This window comes from Tateyamaria sp. syn59 (genome assembly GCF_007995245.1).
Classification (GTDB): domain Bacteria; phylum Pseudomonadota; class Alphaproteobacteria; order Rhodobacterales; family Rhodobacteraceae; genus Tateyamaria.
On record NZ_VCBA01000004.1, the window covers coordinates 363,976 to 378,237 of the forward strand.

Below are 14,262 nucleotides of genomic sequence, written 5' to 3' on the forward strand. Positions count from 1 at the left end.
CCGTGCCGTGCTAGGCCCCGACTGTTTGCACCGCCCGAACCCACCAGCGCGGCTGGCTTTCGGCGATTTGGTCTGCTGCAGCCCGTGCAGCAGCAGCATCGGGATAAACACCAAAACACGTCGATCCCGAACCGGACATGCGCGACACCTCTGCTCCTTTCAAGGCAGTCAACGCCGACGGAATGGCAGGGTTGCCGGATGCCGCAGGCGCTTGCAGATCGTTACGCTGTGCCCCGAGCCAGTCCACGAAACCAGCGCGATCCGACCAGCCAAGCCTGCTGTCCATCGCTGAGTTCTCTTTCTGCCGCAAGCGCTTGAATACATCGGGCGTCGGCACGTGAACCCCCGGATTGACCAGCACCATGTCCAGCGCAGGTACACCGCCCACAGGCGTCACATCCTCACCAATTCCGCGCATCCGTTGCGGTACATCCAACAGGCACACAGGCACATCTGCACCCAGCGCAAGCGCATGTGCCTCCGCCCCCATCAACCGCAGCACAGCCGCGGCATCTGACGATCCGCCGCCAATCCCGGCCCCATGGGGCAAGTTCTTCTCAAGGGAAAACCGCCCCGTGACACCCGCCAGCGCAGCGGCGCGCCAGATCAGATTGCGGTCATCGTCAGGAACCCCGACCGAGAATGGCCCGGACACGTCAATCCGCATGGATGGGGCCGGAACAAACCCGATCCGGTCGCCCACATCGGCGAAAACCACAAGGGAATCAAGAAGATGATAGCCATCATCTCGCTGGCCGGTCACATGCAGGGTCAGGTTGATCTTGGCGGGCGCAAAGGCCTCAATTGTCATTCGCCACCCGCAGGGGCGCTGCACCTTCTTCGGCCAGCACCTTGTCCAGCCCGACCTCAAGCTTGCGGCGCATCCGCTTAGGGTCCGCCTCGCCATCGGTATCCGCAGGATCGACAAAGCTCAGCGCGCGCATCCACTGGAACCGCGCTTCACGCTCGCGGCCCACCGCCCAATACACGTCGCCAAGGTGATCATTGACAACCGGATCGACGGGCATCAACTCCACCGCGCGTTCCATATGCTCGACCGCTTCGTCGTAGCGGCCAAGGCGGTACAGCACCCAACCGAGGCTATCCACGATGTAGCCGCTGTCCGGGCTGGCTGCGACGGCCTCCTCGATCATCTCAAGCGCTTCGTCCAGCTTGATCTGCTTTTCAACGAGCGAATAGCCCAGATAGTTCAGCACCTGCGGCTGGCCGGGGTTCAGCTCCAGCGCCCGCCGAAAATCAGCCTCCGCCTGGGGCCACTCTTTCAGACGCTCATAGGAAATGGCCCGCGCATAGTGCAGGAACCAAGCGCCCCGCGCTTCCGGGTCTGTCAGGTCCAGCGCACGATCATATGCGGCGACCGCCTCTTCAAACTGGCTTTGCTGGCGCAGCACATCGCCCAACGTCGAATGCACCAGCGGAAGATCGCCAAAGCGCTTGGCCAACTGTTCCAAGACTTCAATCGCGGCATCAGGCTTACCGGATTCGCGCAACGCCGCCGCCCGGCCCAGTTCTGCTGCATGGAATGCCGGATGATCGGCAGGCACCTGCTTGTAGGTCGCGTTGGCCAGATCATACTGCTCAAGCGTTTCCAAAAGATCCGCGTTCAACAGCAGCGCGTCCACGTGATCGGGCCGCAAATGCTTTGCCAGGCGCCCGTAGAGCAGCGTGTAGTCCGCCCCGGCATCCTGCCGCAACGCACCCGCCAGCGAATAGAACACCTCCGCCATCCCGTCCCGCGCCGATGTGATATGGGTAAAGGCCAGCGTCTCCCCTGCCTCAAGGGCGAGGTGCATGGCGTCAAGCTCCGGGTCGGTCACGGTGCCAAAGGCAGCATCAAGAGACGCTGCCGCCTCCGCATTGCGACCAAGCTGCGACAGCACCTCGGCCCGCGCCATCGCGCCCCGGCGCGTCTGTTGCAGGGGGCCGGAGCCCTCGTTCTCGAAAATCTCGCTGGCCTCTTCGAACTGGCCCAGACCAGCCAGGGCCATCGCCTTGTGATACATGGCGAACCCGCGCACACCGCGCTGTTCGGCCACGGCGTCGAACCCGGCCATCGCCTCATCTACGCGATCTGCACCGACAAGTGCCCAAGCGTTCAACAGCCCATCAACCAGCGGCCCGATCCCTTGGGTGTCCGCATCGCGTTCCAGATACGCGGCGTAGTCTTCTTGCGCGAGCATGTCGGCAATGATGACCATATGAGCGGCCTGACTGCGCGCCTCACGCTCTTCAATGGCCTGCGCGATGGGCAGCGCACGATCAATACGACCCAGCGCCATCTGCGCGACGATGGCGTCCTCCATCAACTCCACGTTGCCGGGATCACGCGCCAGCGCTTGGGTATAGTAGCGCGCCGCCGCCTCGAAATCGCTGGTCATCGCGGCTTGCCGCGCGGCCAGGTACGACCCCGCGACCGACTGGGCTGCCGCGATATGCGGCGTTGCAGCCAACACGGCGGCCAAAGCGACACTGGACAAAAGCGATCGGATCACGGGATGCACTGCCTTCTTGCTGTTTGGTCTAAAGGCTAGCACGTCTGATCATATGTGCAATCCGACCTCGCGAAATGGTCAGCACATCACCGCCAGAAAAAACGCCGGGCTGTATGGCCCGGCGTTTTGTTGATCACATGTTCGGGTAGTTCGGCCCGTCCCCGCCCTGCGGCGTGGTCCAGGTGATGTTCTGCGCCGGGTCCTTGATGTCGCAAGTCTTGCAGTGCACACAGTTCTGGAAGTTGATGACAAAGCGCGTGTCCTTGCCCTCTTCCTCGACGAATTCATACACGCCAGCCGGACAGTAGCGCGCCGACGGGCCCGCATATTTCGGGAGGTTCTGCGCCACCGGCACCGCTGCATCTGTCAGCTTGAGGTGCGCAGGCTGGCTTTCCTCGTGGTTGGTAAAGCTGAAGGACACATTGGTCAGCCGGTCAAAGGACAGCGTGCCATCGGGCTTGGGATAGTCGATTGGCTTGTGCTTCGATGCCTCTTCGGTGGCATCGGCATCGTTCTTGCCATGCCCCACTGTCCCAAACAGCGAAAAGCCCAGCGTGTTGGTCCACATGTCGAACCCGCCCAGCACCAGCGACGCGGTCAGCCCGTATTTGGACCAGATCGGCTTCACATTGCGCACCTTCTTGAGGTCCTTGCCGATGGCGCCTTCACGCACTTCCGTCTCATAGGCGGTCAACTCGTCACCCGACCGCTCCGCCTTGATCGCGTCAAAAGCCGCCTCGGCCGCCGCCTTGCCCGACAGCATCGCGTTGTGGTTGCCCTTGATCCGCGGCACGTTGACCATGCCAACAGAACAGCCCAAGAGCGCCACACCGGGCGCCACCATCTTCGGCATCGACTGATAGCCACCCTCGGAAATCGCCCGCGCGCCATAGGCCACGCGCTTCCCGCCCTTCAGCAAGTCAGCAACCATTGGATGATGCTTGAAGCGCTGGAATTCCATGTAGGGGAACAGATGCGGGTTCTTGTAGTTCAGGTGCACCACAAAGCCCACATAAACCTGATTGTTCTCAAGGTGATAGATGAAGGACCCGCCACCCGCATTGGATTCCAACGGCCAGCCCATCGTGTGGGTAACAGACCCTTCCTTGTGCTTCTCGGGGTCGATCTCCCAGATCTCTTTCATGCCCAGGCCGTATTTCTGCGGCTCTTTGCCCTGGGCCAGGTCATACTTGGCGATGACCTCCTTCGACAGCGACCCACGCACGCCTTCAGACAGGAACACATACTTGCCGTGCAGCTCCATGCCGGGCTCAGTGTTCTCGCCAATGGACCCATCTTCTTCGAGGCCAAACACACCGGCTACAACGCCCTTCACCTCGCCATTGTCACCGTAGACCAATTCGGAACAGGCCATGCCGGGGAAAATCTCGACCCCCATCTCCTCGGCCTGCTCCGCCATCCAGCGGCACACATTGCCCATGGACACAATGTAGTTGCCATGGTTGTTCATCAGCGGCGGCATTGGGAAGTTCGGAATACGAACCTGCCCCGCTTCTCCCAGCATGTAGAAGTTGTCGTCCTTGACGGGCACGTTCAGCGGCGCGCCCTTCTCCTTCCAGTCCGGGATCAAAGCATCCAGACCCACGGGATCGAGAACAGCACCCGACAGGATATGCGCGCCAACCTCGGATCCCTTCTCAAGCACGACGACATTCAGATCGGCATCCAACTGCTTCAGGCGAATGGCGGCGGATAGACCAGCAGGGCCCGCCCCCACGATCACCACGTCATACTCCATCGCTTCGCGTTCAATCTCGGCCATCCGGTGGCTCCCCTTTTGCTCCCGGCGCATCAAGCGCAAATTTCATCGTCGCTACCCTTTAGATAGGGCTTTCGCAATGTGGTGAACTGTCACCGTGAAAAAATCCACCAAAAATTCACGAAACGACGACACGTTACGCAAAATAACGTCACGGCGTGACATCTGACGGGCGATCCCCCAGCAAATAGCGCGGGCCCTGCCCCTTCTCGGCAGCGGCATCGCGGGGATTGTAAAGCGCACAGGCCTTAAGGCTCAGACACCCACACCCGATGCAGCCATCGAGCGTATCACGCAGCTTCTCCAACCGGGCAATGCGGGCGTCCAGACCTTCCCGAAACTCGGTGCTGATGCGCGCCCAATCACGCTTGTTGGGGGCACGGTGGCGCGGCAACAGGTCCAGCTCTGCCTTGATCTGCGCCAGCGAAAACCCGAACTGCTGCGCGACCATGATAAAACTCAGCCGCCGGATGTCGGCGCGCTGAAACCGCCGCCGCCCAGACGCATTGCGCCACGGGGCCACCAGCCCCTCATCCTCGTAATACCGGATGGCCGAGACGGCCAAACCGGTCCGCTCAGCAATCTCACCAATGCTCAACCCCTCGGATGGCGCCATGAAAAAACCTCTTGACCTCAAGTTGACTTGAGGTCGCACGATGCCCTCACCTCTCTGCAAAGGAAAGGCAAAATGAAGAAAGGACCAAACCATGCCCGCCATACTCGAACACACCAATCTGACCGTCTCGAACCCCGATACAACCGCCGCATGGATGTGCGACCTCTTTGGCTGGCACATCCGGTGGGCCGGCAACGCGATGGAGGACGGGCGCACCGTCCACGTCGGAACGGACAAGCATTATCTCGCGCTCTACACACAGGCCACAGCGGCAAAGGGCAGTGAAAGCTCTTACGCCACAATCGGCGGGCTGAATCACATCGCGATCGTCACCGACGACCTCGATGGGGTCGAGGCCGCCGCCCGCGCCCGCGGGTTCCAGGTCGGCCAGCACCACGACTACGAACCGGGGCGCCGCTTCTACTTCCACGATGCGGACAATATCGAGTTTGAAGTGGTGCAATACGACTGACCCTTCATTGTTCGAAAAATATGCCGGGGGAGTCGCGCCAGCGACGGGGGTTGGCCCCCATACCCCCTTGCATTCCCCTGCCCCATTGGGTCAGGTAATCCCCATCGCAATGCACGGCGGCTCGAACACGGGCCGCCGCATGTTCTTAGGACGACGCCGATGGAAAAGATCCCGATGACCCGCGCCGGTGCCACCGCACTGGAAACGGAACTCAAGCACCTCAAGACCGAGGAACGCCCCGCCATCATCAAGGCGATTGCCGAGGCGCGCGAGCATGGTGACCTGTCGGAAAACGCCGAATACCACTCGGCCAAGGAAAAGCAGTCTTTCATCGAAGGCCGGATCAAGGAACTCGAAGGCGTCATTTCGCTCGCGGACATCATCGACACCACTAAGCTGTCGGGCGCCATCAAATTTGGGGCTACCGTCACGCTGGTGGACGAGGATACGGACGAGGAAAAGACCTACCAGATCGTCGGCGAATACGAAGCCAACATCGAAAAGGGCCTTTTGAACATAAAATCGCCCATAGCACGGGCACTGATCGGCAAGGAAGAGGGCGACAGCGTCGAGGTACGGACACCTGGCGGTGAAAAGTCCTATGAAGTCCTGAAAATCAGCTATAGCTGAGGCCATGGCCGAAAAGCCCGAACCACAATCGCGTCCAACGCCGCTGGGAATCTACGACAGACCCAGCGCCGAGGGCGTCACGGGGATCGAGATTGCAGCCCTGATCCTGACCGCCATCTGGCTCGTTGGGGCAGCGGCCTATTTCCTGCTCGCGGGCGACGATCCGGCAGGCACGGGCGAAGGCCTGCGCTTTCTGATCACGATGCTCGCCATCTTCATGCCAGTGGCCATGATCTGGGTAGCGGCAACAGCCGCACGCTCGAGCAAAGTCATGCGCGAGGAAAGCCAGCGGTTGCAGACGGCGATCGATGCCATCCGGCAGGCTTACATCGCGCAGAACCAGGGCCGCAACGTCGCAGATGAGCCCTCGGTCGCGCGCAAACTCGACGAGATTGCCGCCGCCACGCGCAAGACCGAAAGCGCACTCGCCACCTTCCAAAGCCGCCGCGAACAGGCACCTGCGCCTCAGACAGCCGCAAGACCCGAACCCACAGGCGACCAGCCCGCCCTTGCCCTTGGCACGAGTGCCGAAGACATCGCGCCGCCGCTCGCCGCCGAGGATTTCATCCGCGCCCTCAACTTCCCCGAAACGGCGGAAGATGAGGAAGGCTTTGTCGCGCTGCGAAAGGCGATGAAGGACCGGACAACAGCACAGCTCATACAGGCAGCTCAGGACATTCTGACCCTGCTCAGCCAGGACGGCATCTACATGGACGACCTGCGCCCCGACCGCGCTCGCCCCGAAGTCTGGCGCCAGTTCGCCGAAGGTGCACGCGGTCGCGCCGTCGCCCCGCTGGGTGGTGTGCGCGACCGGTCCTCACTCGCGCTTTCGGCGGGCCGGATGAAGCAAGACCCCATCTTTCGCGACGCCGCCCACCATTTCCTGCGCCGCTTTGATCAGACAGTGTCCGCCTTTACGGAAACCGCCACAGACGCGGAAATCTCTGCTCTCAGCGACACCCGGACAGCCCGCGCCTTTATGCTGCTGGGCCGCGTCGCCGGCACGTTTGACTAACGCAACACTTTGACAATAAACGCTAAATCGCGCGAACCAGACCGCGCGCTCCAACCAATTCGCGCAACCGGTCCGCGATATCTTCGGCCAGCAGCACGGCATCCGGGTGGTCGTGTAAAACCACACTCGCCGGCATCGACGGGTAGTCGGCCTCGCGCGGAAGCTGCACCAACATCACGCCCCCGGCCTCGTGCACGGCCTGCGCCCCAGCTGTTCCGTCATTGAGATTGCCTGACAGAACGACAGCGACAGTGCCCGCGCCGTAATGCTCGGCCGCGCTGCGAAACAGGAGGTCGACCGACGGCTGGAACCGCGCCGCGTCGGGCGCGCGGCCCAACCGCAGGACACGGCCCTCGATCCGCGTGTGTTCCCCGCCGGGACAGACGGCGATCACCCCAGGCTCCAGCGCCATGCCGTCCGTCGCCTTGCGCACGGGCAGTGATGCGGTCCGGGTCAGAACTTCGGTCAACTTGCTCAGATGGCCGCCATGTATCGCGACGACCACGGGGGCGTTCAGATTGCGCGGAAGGACACTCAGAACCTCGGACATGGGTTTCAGACCCCCTGCCGACGCGCCGATGACGATGATGTATTCTGGATCAGGCGCTTGGCTCATATGTTGGAAACATAGGCAGTTCCATCGAGATTACCACGACTAAGCGCCGAAACCGCCCCACGGAATGAACCGCACCAAGTCGCCCGGCGCGACACTCATGGCGTCATCCGGCAGTTCAACAAGCCCCTCTGCCCAGCTGAGCCCGCTGATCCGCCCCGACCCTTCGGAGGCAAAGACCTCCACCTGACCACCCCGGATCCGCGCCCGCAAAAACTCCCGCCGCCCGGCCTTCTTCGATTTGGAGAAAGCGGCTGGCACCATAAAACCCTGTGGCGCCGCCCACTCCGCCCCGGCGAGCGTAGCCAGCGCAGGTGCGCCGAAAACGAGGGTGCACACCATCGCGGCCACCGGGTTGCCGGGCAGGCCAAAGACCGGCTTGCACTGCCACATTCCCAGCGCCAAAGGTCGACCCGGCTTGATCGCGATGCGCCACAGCGCCATCGCCCCTGCTTCGTTCAAAAGAGCCGAGACATGATCTGCATCCCCCGCCGAGGCACCGCCGCTGGTAAAGATCACATCAACCTGCCTCGCGGCGTCATCCAGCCGCGCGCGCAATGCGTCGCGATCATCCTGAACGGCGCCCAGATCGACCGGCAGATGCCCAAGCCGCGCAATCAGACCGCGCAACATGGGCCGGTTCGCGTCATAGATTTGACCCGGCCCGGCATCTTCACCAGTCTGAACCAATTCGTCACCGGTCGACAGGACCCCGACCCGCAAAGGGCGGCGCAGCTCGACATCGGACACGCCCACGGCGGAGAGGAGGGCGAGGTCGGCGGGAGTCAGTTTGCGCCCCGCCTCAGCGATCACGTCGCCGACCTTCACGTCCTCGCCCGCCCTGCGAGTGTTCGCGCCTTGCTTGATCGGGCCGGTGAAGTGGATGGCGTTGTCTTTGACCTCGACATCCTCCTGCAAGATGACCGTGTCTACGCCGGATGGAAGAGCGGCGCCGGTGAGGATGCGGATGGCTGTCCCCGCGGGGACACTTGTATCGGGGGTGGCTCCGGCGGGCATATGTTGCGCGACGATCGGGATGTGGTGGTCGCCCTCCCCGCGTCCGTTAAGGAAACCGTAACCATCTACGGCGGTGTTCGGCAGTGGAGGATGGGCGCGCGGGGCTGTGATGTCGGTTGCGAGGATGCGGTCGAGGGCGCCCGAAACGGGCACTGTTTCGGTGTCCACCACGCTGGAGAGCCGGGTGCGGAGGTCGGCGAGTGCCTCGTCCACGGGGGTCCAGTGGACGCCGGGCGGCAGGGCGAAACAGTCGTTCTTAAGCGGCGGCATCGGTGTCCTCGGCATGGGAAACAAGCTCGGCAGTGTGACCCGCACCAAGGATCCAGGCTTCTTCGCGTGCGGCGTCGGGCAGGTCGGTCATCCATGCGTGGAGCGTGGCGGCGGGCAGGCGTGACAGGGCGGTGGCGAGCAGGCGGACCTGCACTGCATCGCGGATGCCGTCGGTTTGTGTGGCCTTGACCGCCGGTTCGATGAGGCCGGGCCAGATCTCGGCCAACACCACAGGCGCCTCTGTCCAATCCCCAAAGGGCCAGACGGCGACATCGGGGCGCTGGCGCAACCGATTCAACGTGGGCAGTCCCATCAGGATTTGCCCGCCCACAGTCGGCGGAAAGGCCAATTGAAAGCAGCTTGAAGCCGCCTTGGCCGCGAGATCACAGGTGCGCCGTTCGGGGATCGTGTCGTAGCTGATCCCTGCTTTGCGGTAGGGCACGCCCGGCCAGTCGGTCTGGTTGGGCTTGCCCCAAAAAGGGCCCGGGCCTTCGAATTGTGCATTCATCTCTTCGGCCACGGCGTAGCGGTTGTTGGTGCCGTCTGGCGTGTCAGTGATGCGCGCGCTGATCCAATCCCAGAGGGTGAAGGGATCGTCGCTGCCGGTGATGTGGCGAGCGAAGCGGCGCGGATAGCCGAACGGGAAATCGAAACTGAGAAGGAGCCTACGGCCTGCCGCCACTTCGGCGTCGATGATCTGCGTGATCTGTGCTTCCGCGTCCTGGCGGGAGCGGCAATAGATCGGGTCTTCGGCCACGCCGCCACACGCAATCCCAAGCCAGATCGCATCCTTGCTGGGCCGTGCGGGGCGGCGTTTGCCTGCGGACCAGTCGGCCACGACAATGGTGTTGAACACCGCGCCGGTGTCGAAGCCCGCGCCGGTGTCGCTGACACTCAAAGCCCGACCTCTGACAGGATGAAATCAGCAATCGACTTGGTGTCGTTCAGGTCGAAGACCGGGCGGTCCATATCGAGAGCCGTGTCGCTCGCGATGGCGCGGATCGTGGGATCATCGGGGGCGATAAGCGGATTGCCCGTCTCGGCCCTGTGCGCCTCAACCTTGGGGTGGGCGTCGCGCTTGTACCCTTCGACCAGAAACAGATCGACGGGGCTGAGGCGCGTCAGCAGATGATCGAGCGTGGGTTCGTCCTGATCGCGCAGTTCCTGCATCAGCGCCACGCGGTTGCGGGAAGCCAGCAGCACCTCGGACGCGCCCGCAACGCGGTGGCGGTAGCTGTCCTTGCCCGGATGGTCCACGTCGAAGGTGTGGTGGGCATGTTTCACGGTCGAGACGGTGATGCCCCGCCCGGTGATTTCGGTCACAAGCCGCTCCATCAGGCCGGTCTTGCCCGCGTTTTTCCAGCCAACAACACCGTAAATCTTCATTGTAGTTCCTTGGCTATGGTCTCTGCCCGTTTCAGGTCATCGGGCGTATTCACGTTGAAAAAGGCATCTTCGTCAGGGAAGAGCGCGGTGCGGCCATCGTGCTTGTCGGTCCAGAGGACGACTTTGCGCAGACCGTCCCGAAGTGCGGCGCGCAGGTCGTCGCGGAGTGCCACGGGCCAGAGGCCGAAGGTGGGGTGCCGCGCCTTGCCCCGCTTGGGATCGGGCGTGGCGGCGAGGGCGAGCGGGTGCTGCATCCCTTCGGTCGCGAGGTGCAGGCGCGGGACGAGGTCACAGGGGAAAAAGGGCGTGTCGGCGGCAGCGGTGACGATTGTTTCCGCACCCTGCTGTGCCGCCCAATCAAGACCCGCGAGCACGCCCGCAAGGGGGCCAGCGAAGCCGTCGATGCTGTCGGGGATGACAGGCAGCTTCAGGTCGGCAAAGCGCGTCGGGTCGCCATTGGCGTTAAGCGCGAGGCCGTCCACTTGAGGGCTGAGCCGCTGGATCACGTGGTCGATCAGCCGCGTGTCGCCTGCTTGCAGCAGCCCCTTGTCGCCACCGCCCATGCGCGTGGCTTGCCCGCCCGCTAGGATCACGCCCAAAGGTGGTTTCATGCCGCGCCCTTGCGTCCTGCGCCCTTGGGTTCGTCGCGCACGCTGGAGGGGTCGGTGTCGCGGATCAGCCGTTCTTCGCCGCTGAGGCAGACGAAGCGTTGGCCGCGCATGCGTCCGATGAGGGTCAGTCCAACCTCGCGGGCGATTTCGACGCCCCAAGCCGTGAAACCGGAGCGGGAGGCGAGAACGGGGATGCCCATGAGCGCTGTTTTTATGACCATTTCTGAGGTGAGACGGCCGGTGGTGTAGAGGATCTTGTTCGCCGGGTCGGACCCGTTCTGAAGCATCCAGCCCGCCACTTTGTCGACCGCGTTGTGTCGGCCAACGTCCTCCATATAGACGAGTGGTTGGTCCTGCTGGCAGAGCACCGTGCCGTGGATCGCGCCCGCTTCGAGGTAGAGGGATGGGGTGCGGTTGATGGTTGCCGAGAGGGCATAGAGCCAGGAGGTGCGGACCTCGGCTTGCGGCAGGGTCGTGTCCTCCAGCCCCTCCATCATGTCGCCAAAGACGGTGCCGACGGCGCAGCCGCTGGTGCGGGTCTTTTTCTTCAGCTTGTCTTCGTGGTTGGTGGGATTGGCGGTGCGGACGACGACGGTTTCGAGTTCCTCGTCGTAATCCACGCGCGTGACGGTGTCGGCATCGGTCAGCATGCGCTGGTTGCGCAGAAAGCCGAGGGCCAGGTAATCGGGGTAGTCCCCGATGGTCATCGCCGTCACAATTTCCTGCGCATTCAGGTAGATGGTGAGGGGGCGTTCCTCGACCACGCTGATTTGCGTCTCGGTCCCGGTGTGGTCGTGGCCGGTGACGGCACGGGTGAGGCGCGGCGCGCGGGGGTCGGGCGCGACCAGGTATCCTGTCGTGTCGCTGTCACGTGCCAATTGCATCCTCCCCGAGCAGCGCCTACATCTTGCCGGGTTACATTAAGGCCCCCTCATGCCCATCACCACCACCAAATCCGCTTTTTGGGCGGGTGTGCGCGACGGCGCACCCTTTGTCTTCGTGGCCGGCCCCTTTGCGCTGCTCTTTGGTGTGCTGGCGACCGAGGCGGGGCTGAACGTGTTTGAGGTGATGACGTTCTCACTCGCGGTCATTGCGGGGGCGGCGCAGTTTACAGCGCTGCAGGTGATGGAGAATGACGCGCCGACCGTTATTGTGATCCTGTCAGCGTTGGCGGTGAACCTGCGGGTAGCGATGTATTCCGCCGCTTTGACCCCCTATCTGGGTCGGGCGCCACTGTGGCAGCGCATCTTTGCGGCCTACCTGCTGGTCGATCAAAGCTATGCCCTGAGCCATGCGAAGTTTGAGGCGGAGCCGGAGTTGGGCGTGCCACAGCGGATGGCGTATTACTTTGGCACCTGCCTGCTGGTCATGATCGTCTGGTTCGGGATGAGCTATCTGGGCGCCGCTGTCGGCACGCAGTTGCCGCAGGACCTGCCGCTGGATTTCGCCCTGCCCATCGCGTTTTTGTCGATGGTGGCGCCGATGGTGCGGACGTTGCCGCATCTGATTGCGGCTGTGGTTGCGGTCGTTGTGGGGCTGCTGGCGGTGCCGGTGCCCTATTCACTGGGCCTGATCATCGCCGGGGCCGCGGGGATGATGGCGGGTGCGCAGGCGGAACTGATGCTCAAGGGGCGCACACCATGAGCGACAGCGCGACCCTTTGGACCGTCATCATAAGCCTTGGCGTGGGCAGCTTTCTGCTGCGCTTCACCTTTCTGGGCTTTGTCGGTGACCGGCCCCTGCCCGCCTGGTTGCTGCGGCATCTGCGATACACAGCCGTGGCGATCTTGCCCGCGCTCGTGGCGCCACTGGTCGTCTTTTCGGGAGAGGACGGCGGCACGGATATCAGCCGCGTTGTGGCCGCGCTGGCGACGTTGGGGGTGGGGATGTGGACGCGCAACGTCTTTGCGGCGATTGGCGCAGGTGCGGCGACGCTGATTGTTTTGGTCTACGTGCTCTGAAACCGTGACCGCGCGCGGCAAAGCCCTCACTCGGGAATGACGATCCCTGCCACACCGTCCACGATGGTGCCCTCGTCGTCTTCGAAATACTTGTCCTCGATCACCCCGGGGCGCTTGGCGATCTGCTCCATCAGCTTGGTCGGGAAATAGGTCACCTTGGTGTCCTCGAAACCGGGCACCTGCTGGAGCAGCATCGTCGTTGCATTTGTGCACAGGGCGCGCGGGACAGCGCCGTTGCGCTTGGCCAGACGCAAGGCGATCTCGGCCTGTTCGGGGGTCACTTCCATCGTCTGGCTGACCACATGAAAGGTGCTGCGGGCATGCGCGCTGCGGTAGCCCTGCAAGACGGCCGGGGTCACACCGTAGAGAACATCCGCCTGTTCGGGCACCCGCTCGTTCACGAAAGAGCCCGCGGGGTCGAAGATCACGCGTTCGCTGCCGTTTATCAAAAGCGCCGTATGCGCCCCGGACCCGTTGCGATTGCTGACCATGGTCATAACGGTAATCGTTGCTGGCCCCGGTGCGCGATAGGCAACCGAGGCGACCCGTTCGTCAGAAGCGTAGGGTACTTCGGGAGGCTGGGCGCACCCGACCAGCACGCCGCAGGCCACAAGGGCCGCATACAAACGCATTCCCGGAACTCCCCAGTCTTTTCAAATCACATTTTTGGAAAAAACGTGCGTGCCTTAAGAAATAAAGATCGCCATGCCGACCAGCAGGACGAGGATCACGACAACGGACCAAGTGACCCAGGACATGAACCCGTCAAAGGTCTTTTCCTGCGTTTCGATATCCATTTCGCCGATTTTGTGGTCTGCCATAACAGGTCCCTTCCATATTCGCTTGCCCGCGCTTACCGCATCCCGCGGGGTCTGTCACTGCGTCGTTGCGGCGCGTATCACTCTTCTTCGAGATCCTGGACCAGCCGGAAGCCGATGCGGCGCGGTTCCGCCTGTTCGACCGCCTTGGGCAGCGCCCGCAGCATCACATTGAGTTGGCTCACATGCTGGATCGCCTGCGTTTTGGCCCCGGTCGGGTCGGTGCCATAGAAGGTTACGATGTCCGGCGGATAGTAGCCCATCCCCTCGATTCGCAGCACGCCGGCGTCGCCGCCGGTGAACCCCATTGCCACCTCGTGCTCGTTGTCGAGACTTTCCTCGAAATTCTTGAGGTAGAGGATGATGCGTTCATAGGCCCATTGGGCGGGGCTTTTCTGTTCGGTTGGCGTTTTGCTGACGCCCTTGGGCACCGGCTGGTCGGCTGCGTTGCGCGCGCCGGGTTCGCAATGGACCTCATGCGCGCGCGGCAGGGCGGCCGCCTCGACCGCTTCGGCGGCGGTGCTGATCTGGCTGGTGATGTCGTCGCTCATGGCTTTGCC

18 protein-coding genes are annotated in these 14,262 nt (G+C 63.0%); 5 read left to right on the forward strand and 13 right to left on the reverse strand.

Annotation, left to right across the window (positions count from 1 at the left end):
- Positions 1–10: 10 nt before the first annotated feature.
- The 4 genes from FD715_RS10360 to soxR form a co-directional block, all read right to left on the reverse strand.
- On the reverse strand, positions 11–811 hold the full coding sequence (locus tag FD715_RS10360) for a 4-(cytidine 5'-diphospho)-2-C-methyl-D-erythritol kinase (protein ID WP_147109155.1): 801 nt from the start codon (positions 809–811) through the stop codon (positions 11–13).
- Entirely contained in the window at positions 801–2,510 is a 1,710-nt protein-coding gene (locus FD715_RS10365; RefSeq protein WP_147109335.1) for a tetratricopeptide repeat protein, read from the reverse strand. Before FD715_RS10365 ends, FD715_RS10360 begins: the two co-directional genes overlap by 11 nt.
- Before the next feature lie 136 nt (positions 2,511–2,646).
- On the reverse strand, positions 2,647–4,296 hold the full coding sequence (locus tag FD715_RS10370) for an electron transfer flavoprotein-ubiquinone oxidoreductase (protein ID WP_147109158.1): 1,650 nt from the start codon (positions 4,294–4,296) through the stop codon (positions 2,647–2,649).
- Between the two features lie 148 nt (positions 4,297–4,444).
- Positions 4,445–4,909, reverse strand: a complete 465-nt coding sequence (gene soxR, locus FD715_RS10375; protein WP_147109161.1) for a redox-sensitive transcriptional activator SoxR — start codon at positions 4,907–4,909, stop codon at positions 4,445–4,447.
- A gap of 91 nt (positions 4,910–5,000) precedes the next feature.
- On the opposite strand from soxR, the gene FD715_RS10380 reads away from it, so the two are divergent.
- From FD715_RS10380 to FD715_RS10390, 3 genes are all read left to right on the forward strand, one after another.
- Positions 5,001–5,381 carry a VOC family protein gene (locus FD715_RS10380; RefSeq protein ID WP_147109164.1) on the forward strand — a complete coding sequence of 127 codons (381 nt, stop codon included), beginning with the start codon at positions 5,001–5,003 and terminating at the stop codon, positions 5,379–5,381.
- Positions 5,382–5,540: 159 nt separating this feature from the next.
- Positions 5,541–6,011: a transcription elongation factor GreA gene (gene greA / locus FD715_RS10385; protein WP_147109166.1), complete on the forward strand. Its 471-nt coding sequence runs from the start codon at positions 5,541–5,543 to the stop codon at positions 6,009–6,011.
- Positions 6,012–6,015: 4 nt separating this feature from the next.
- Positions 6,016–7,026: a hypothetical protein gene (locus FD715_RS10390; RefSeq protein ID WP_189799461.1), complete on the forward strand. Its 1,011-nt coding sequence runs from the start codon at positions 6,016–6,018 to the stop codon at positions 7,024–7,026.
- Between the two features lie 22 nt (positions 7,027–7,048).
- Here the strand turns inward: FD715_RS10390 and FD715_RS10395 are convergent, their stop codons facing one another.
- From FD715_RS10395 to FD715_RS10420, 6 genes are read right to left on the reverse strand one after another with little or no spacing between them, the layout of a single operon-like run.
- Entirely contained in the window at positions 7,049–7,642 is a 594-nt protein-coding gene (locus FD715_RS10395; protein WP_147109171.1) for a chemotaxis protein CheB, read from the reverse strand.
- Between the two features lie 39 nt (positions 7,643–7,681).
- Positions 7,682–8,926 carry a gephyrin-like molybdotransferase Glp gene (glp, locus tag FD715_RS23035; protein ID WP_370455377.1) on the reverse strand — a complete coding sequence of 415 codons (1,245 nt, stop codon included), beginning with the start codon at positions 8,924–8,926 and terminating at the stop codon, positions 7,682–7,684.
- The gene (locus FD715_RS23040) at positions 8,913–9,824 is read right to left on the reverse strand and encodes a molybdopterin guanine dinucleotide synthesis (RefSeq protein WP_147109176.1); all 912 of its coding nucleotides are present in this window, start codon (positions 9,822–9,824) and stop codon (positions 8,913–8,915) included. The genes glp and FD715_RS23040 overlap by 14 nt, the downstream gene beginning before the upstream one ends.
- Positions 9,821–10,312: a molybdopterin-guanine dinucleotide biosynthesis protein B gene (gene mobB / locus FD715_RS10410; RefSeq protein ID WP_147109179.1), complete on the reverse strand. Its 492-nt coding sequence runs from the start codon at positions 10,310–10,312 to the stop codon at positions 9,821–9,823. Before mobB ends, FD715_RS23040 begins: the two co-directional genes overlap by 4 nt.
- Positions 10,309–10,923, reverse strand: a complete 615-nt coding sequence (gene mobA, locus FD715_RS10415) for a molybdenum cofactor guanylyltransferase MobA (RefSeq protein WP_147109182.1) — start codon at positions 10,921–10,923, stop codon at positions 10,309–10,311. Before mobA ends, mobB begins: the two co-directional genes overlap by 4 nt.
- Positions 10,920–11,807, reverse strand: coding sequence for a formate dehydrogenase accessory sulfurtransferase FdhD (locus tag FD715_RS10420; protein ID WP_147109184.1), 888 nt, complete (start codon positions 11,805–11,807; stop codon positions 10,920–10,922). Before FD715_RS10420 ends, mobA begins: the two co-directional genes overlap by 4 nt.
- A 49-nt stretch (positions 11,808–11,856) precedes the next feature.
- On the opposite strand from FD715_RS10420, the gene FD715_RS10425 reads away from it, so the two are divergent.
- Positions 11,857–12,567: an AzlC family ABC transporter permease gene (locus FD715_RS10425; RefSeq protein WP_147109187.1), complete on the forward strand. Its 711-nt coding sequence runs from the start codon at positions 11,857–11,859 to the stop codon at positions 12,565–12,567.
- The gene (locus FD715_RS10430) at positions 12,564–12,884 is read left to right on the forward strand and encodes an AzlD domain-containing protein (RefSeq protein WP_147109189.1); all 321 of its coding nucleotides are present in this window, start codon (positions 12,564–12,566) and stop codon (positions 12,882–12,884) included. The genes FD715_RS10425 and FD715_RS10430 overlap by 4 nt, the downstream gene beginning before the upstream one ends.
- Before the next feature lie 26 nt (positions 12,885–12,910).
- On the opposite strand, the gene FD715_RS10435 is transcribed toward FD715_RS10430, so the two are convergent.
- The 3 genes from FD715_RS10435 to FD715_RS10445 all read right to left on the reverse strand — a co-directional run bounded on the left by FD715_RS10435 (position 12,911) and on the right by FD715_RS10445 (position 14,253).
- A complete protein-coding gene (locus FD715_RS10435; protein WP_147109191.1) occupies positions 12,911–13,516 on the reverse strand; it encodes a hypothetical protein in 606 nt (201 codons plus the stop codon).
- 54 nt (positions 13,517–13,570) lie between these two features.
- On the reverse strand, positions 13,571–13,705 hold the full coding sequence (locus FD715_RS10440) for an aa3-type cytochrome c oxidase subunit IV (protein WP_147109194.1): 135 nt from the start codon (positions 13,703–13,705) through the stop codon (positions 13,571–13,573).
- Positions 13,706–13,782: 77 nt separating this feature from the next.
- Positions 13,783–14,253 carry a DUF6173 family protein gene (locus FD715_RS10445; RefSeq protein WP_370455378.1) on the reverse strand — a complete coding sequence of 157 codons (471 nt, stop codon included), beginning with the start codon at positions 14,251–14,253 and terminating at the stop codon, positions 13,783–13,785.
- Positions 14,254–14,262: the final 9 nt, after the last annotated feature.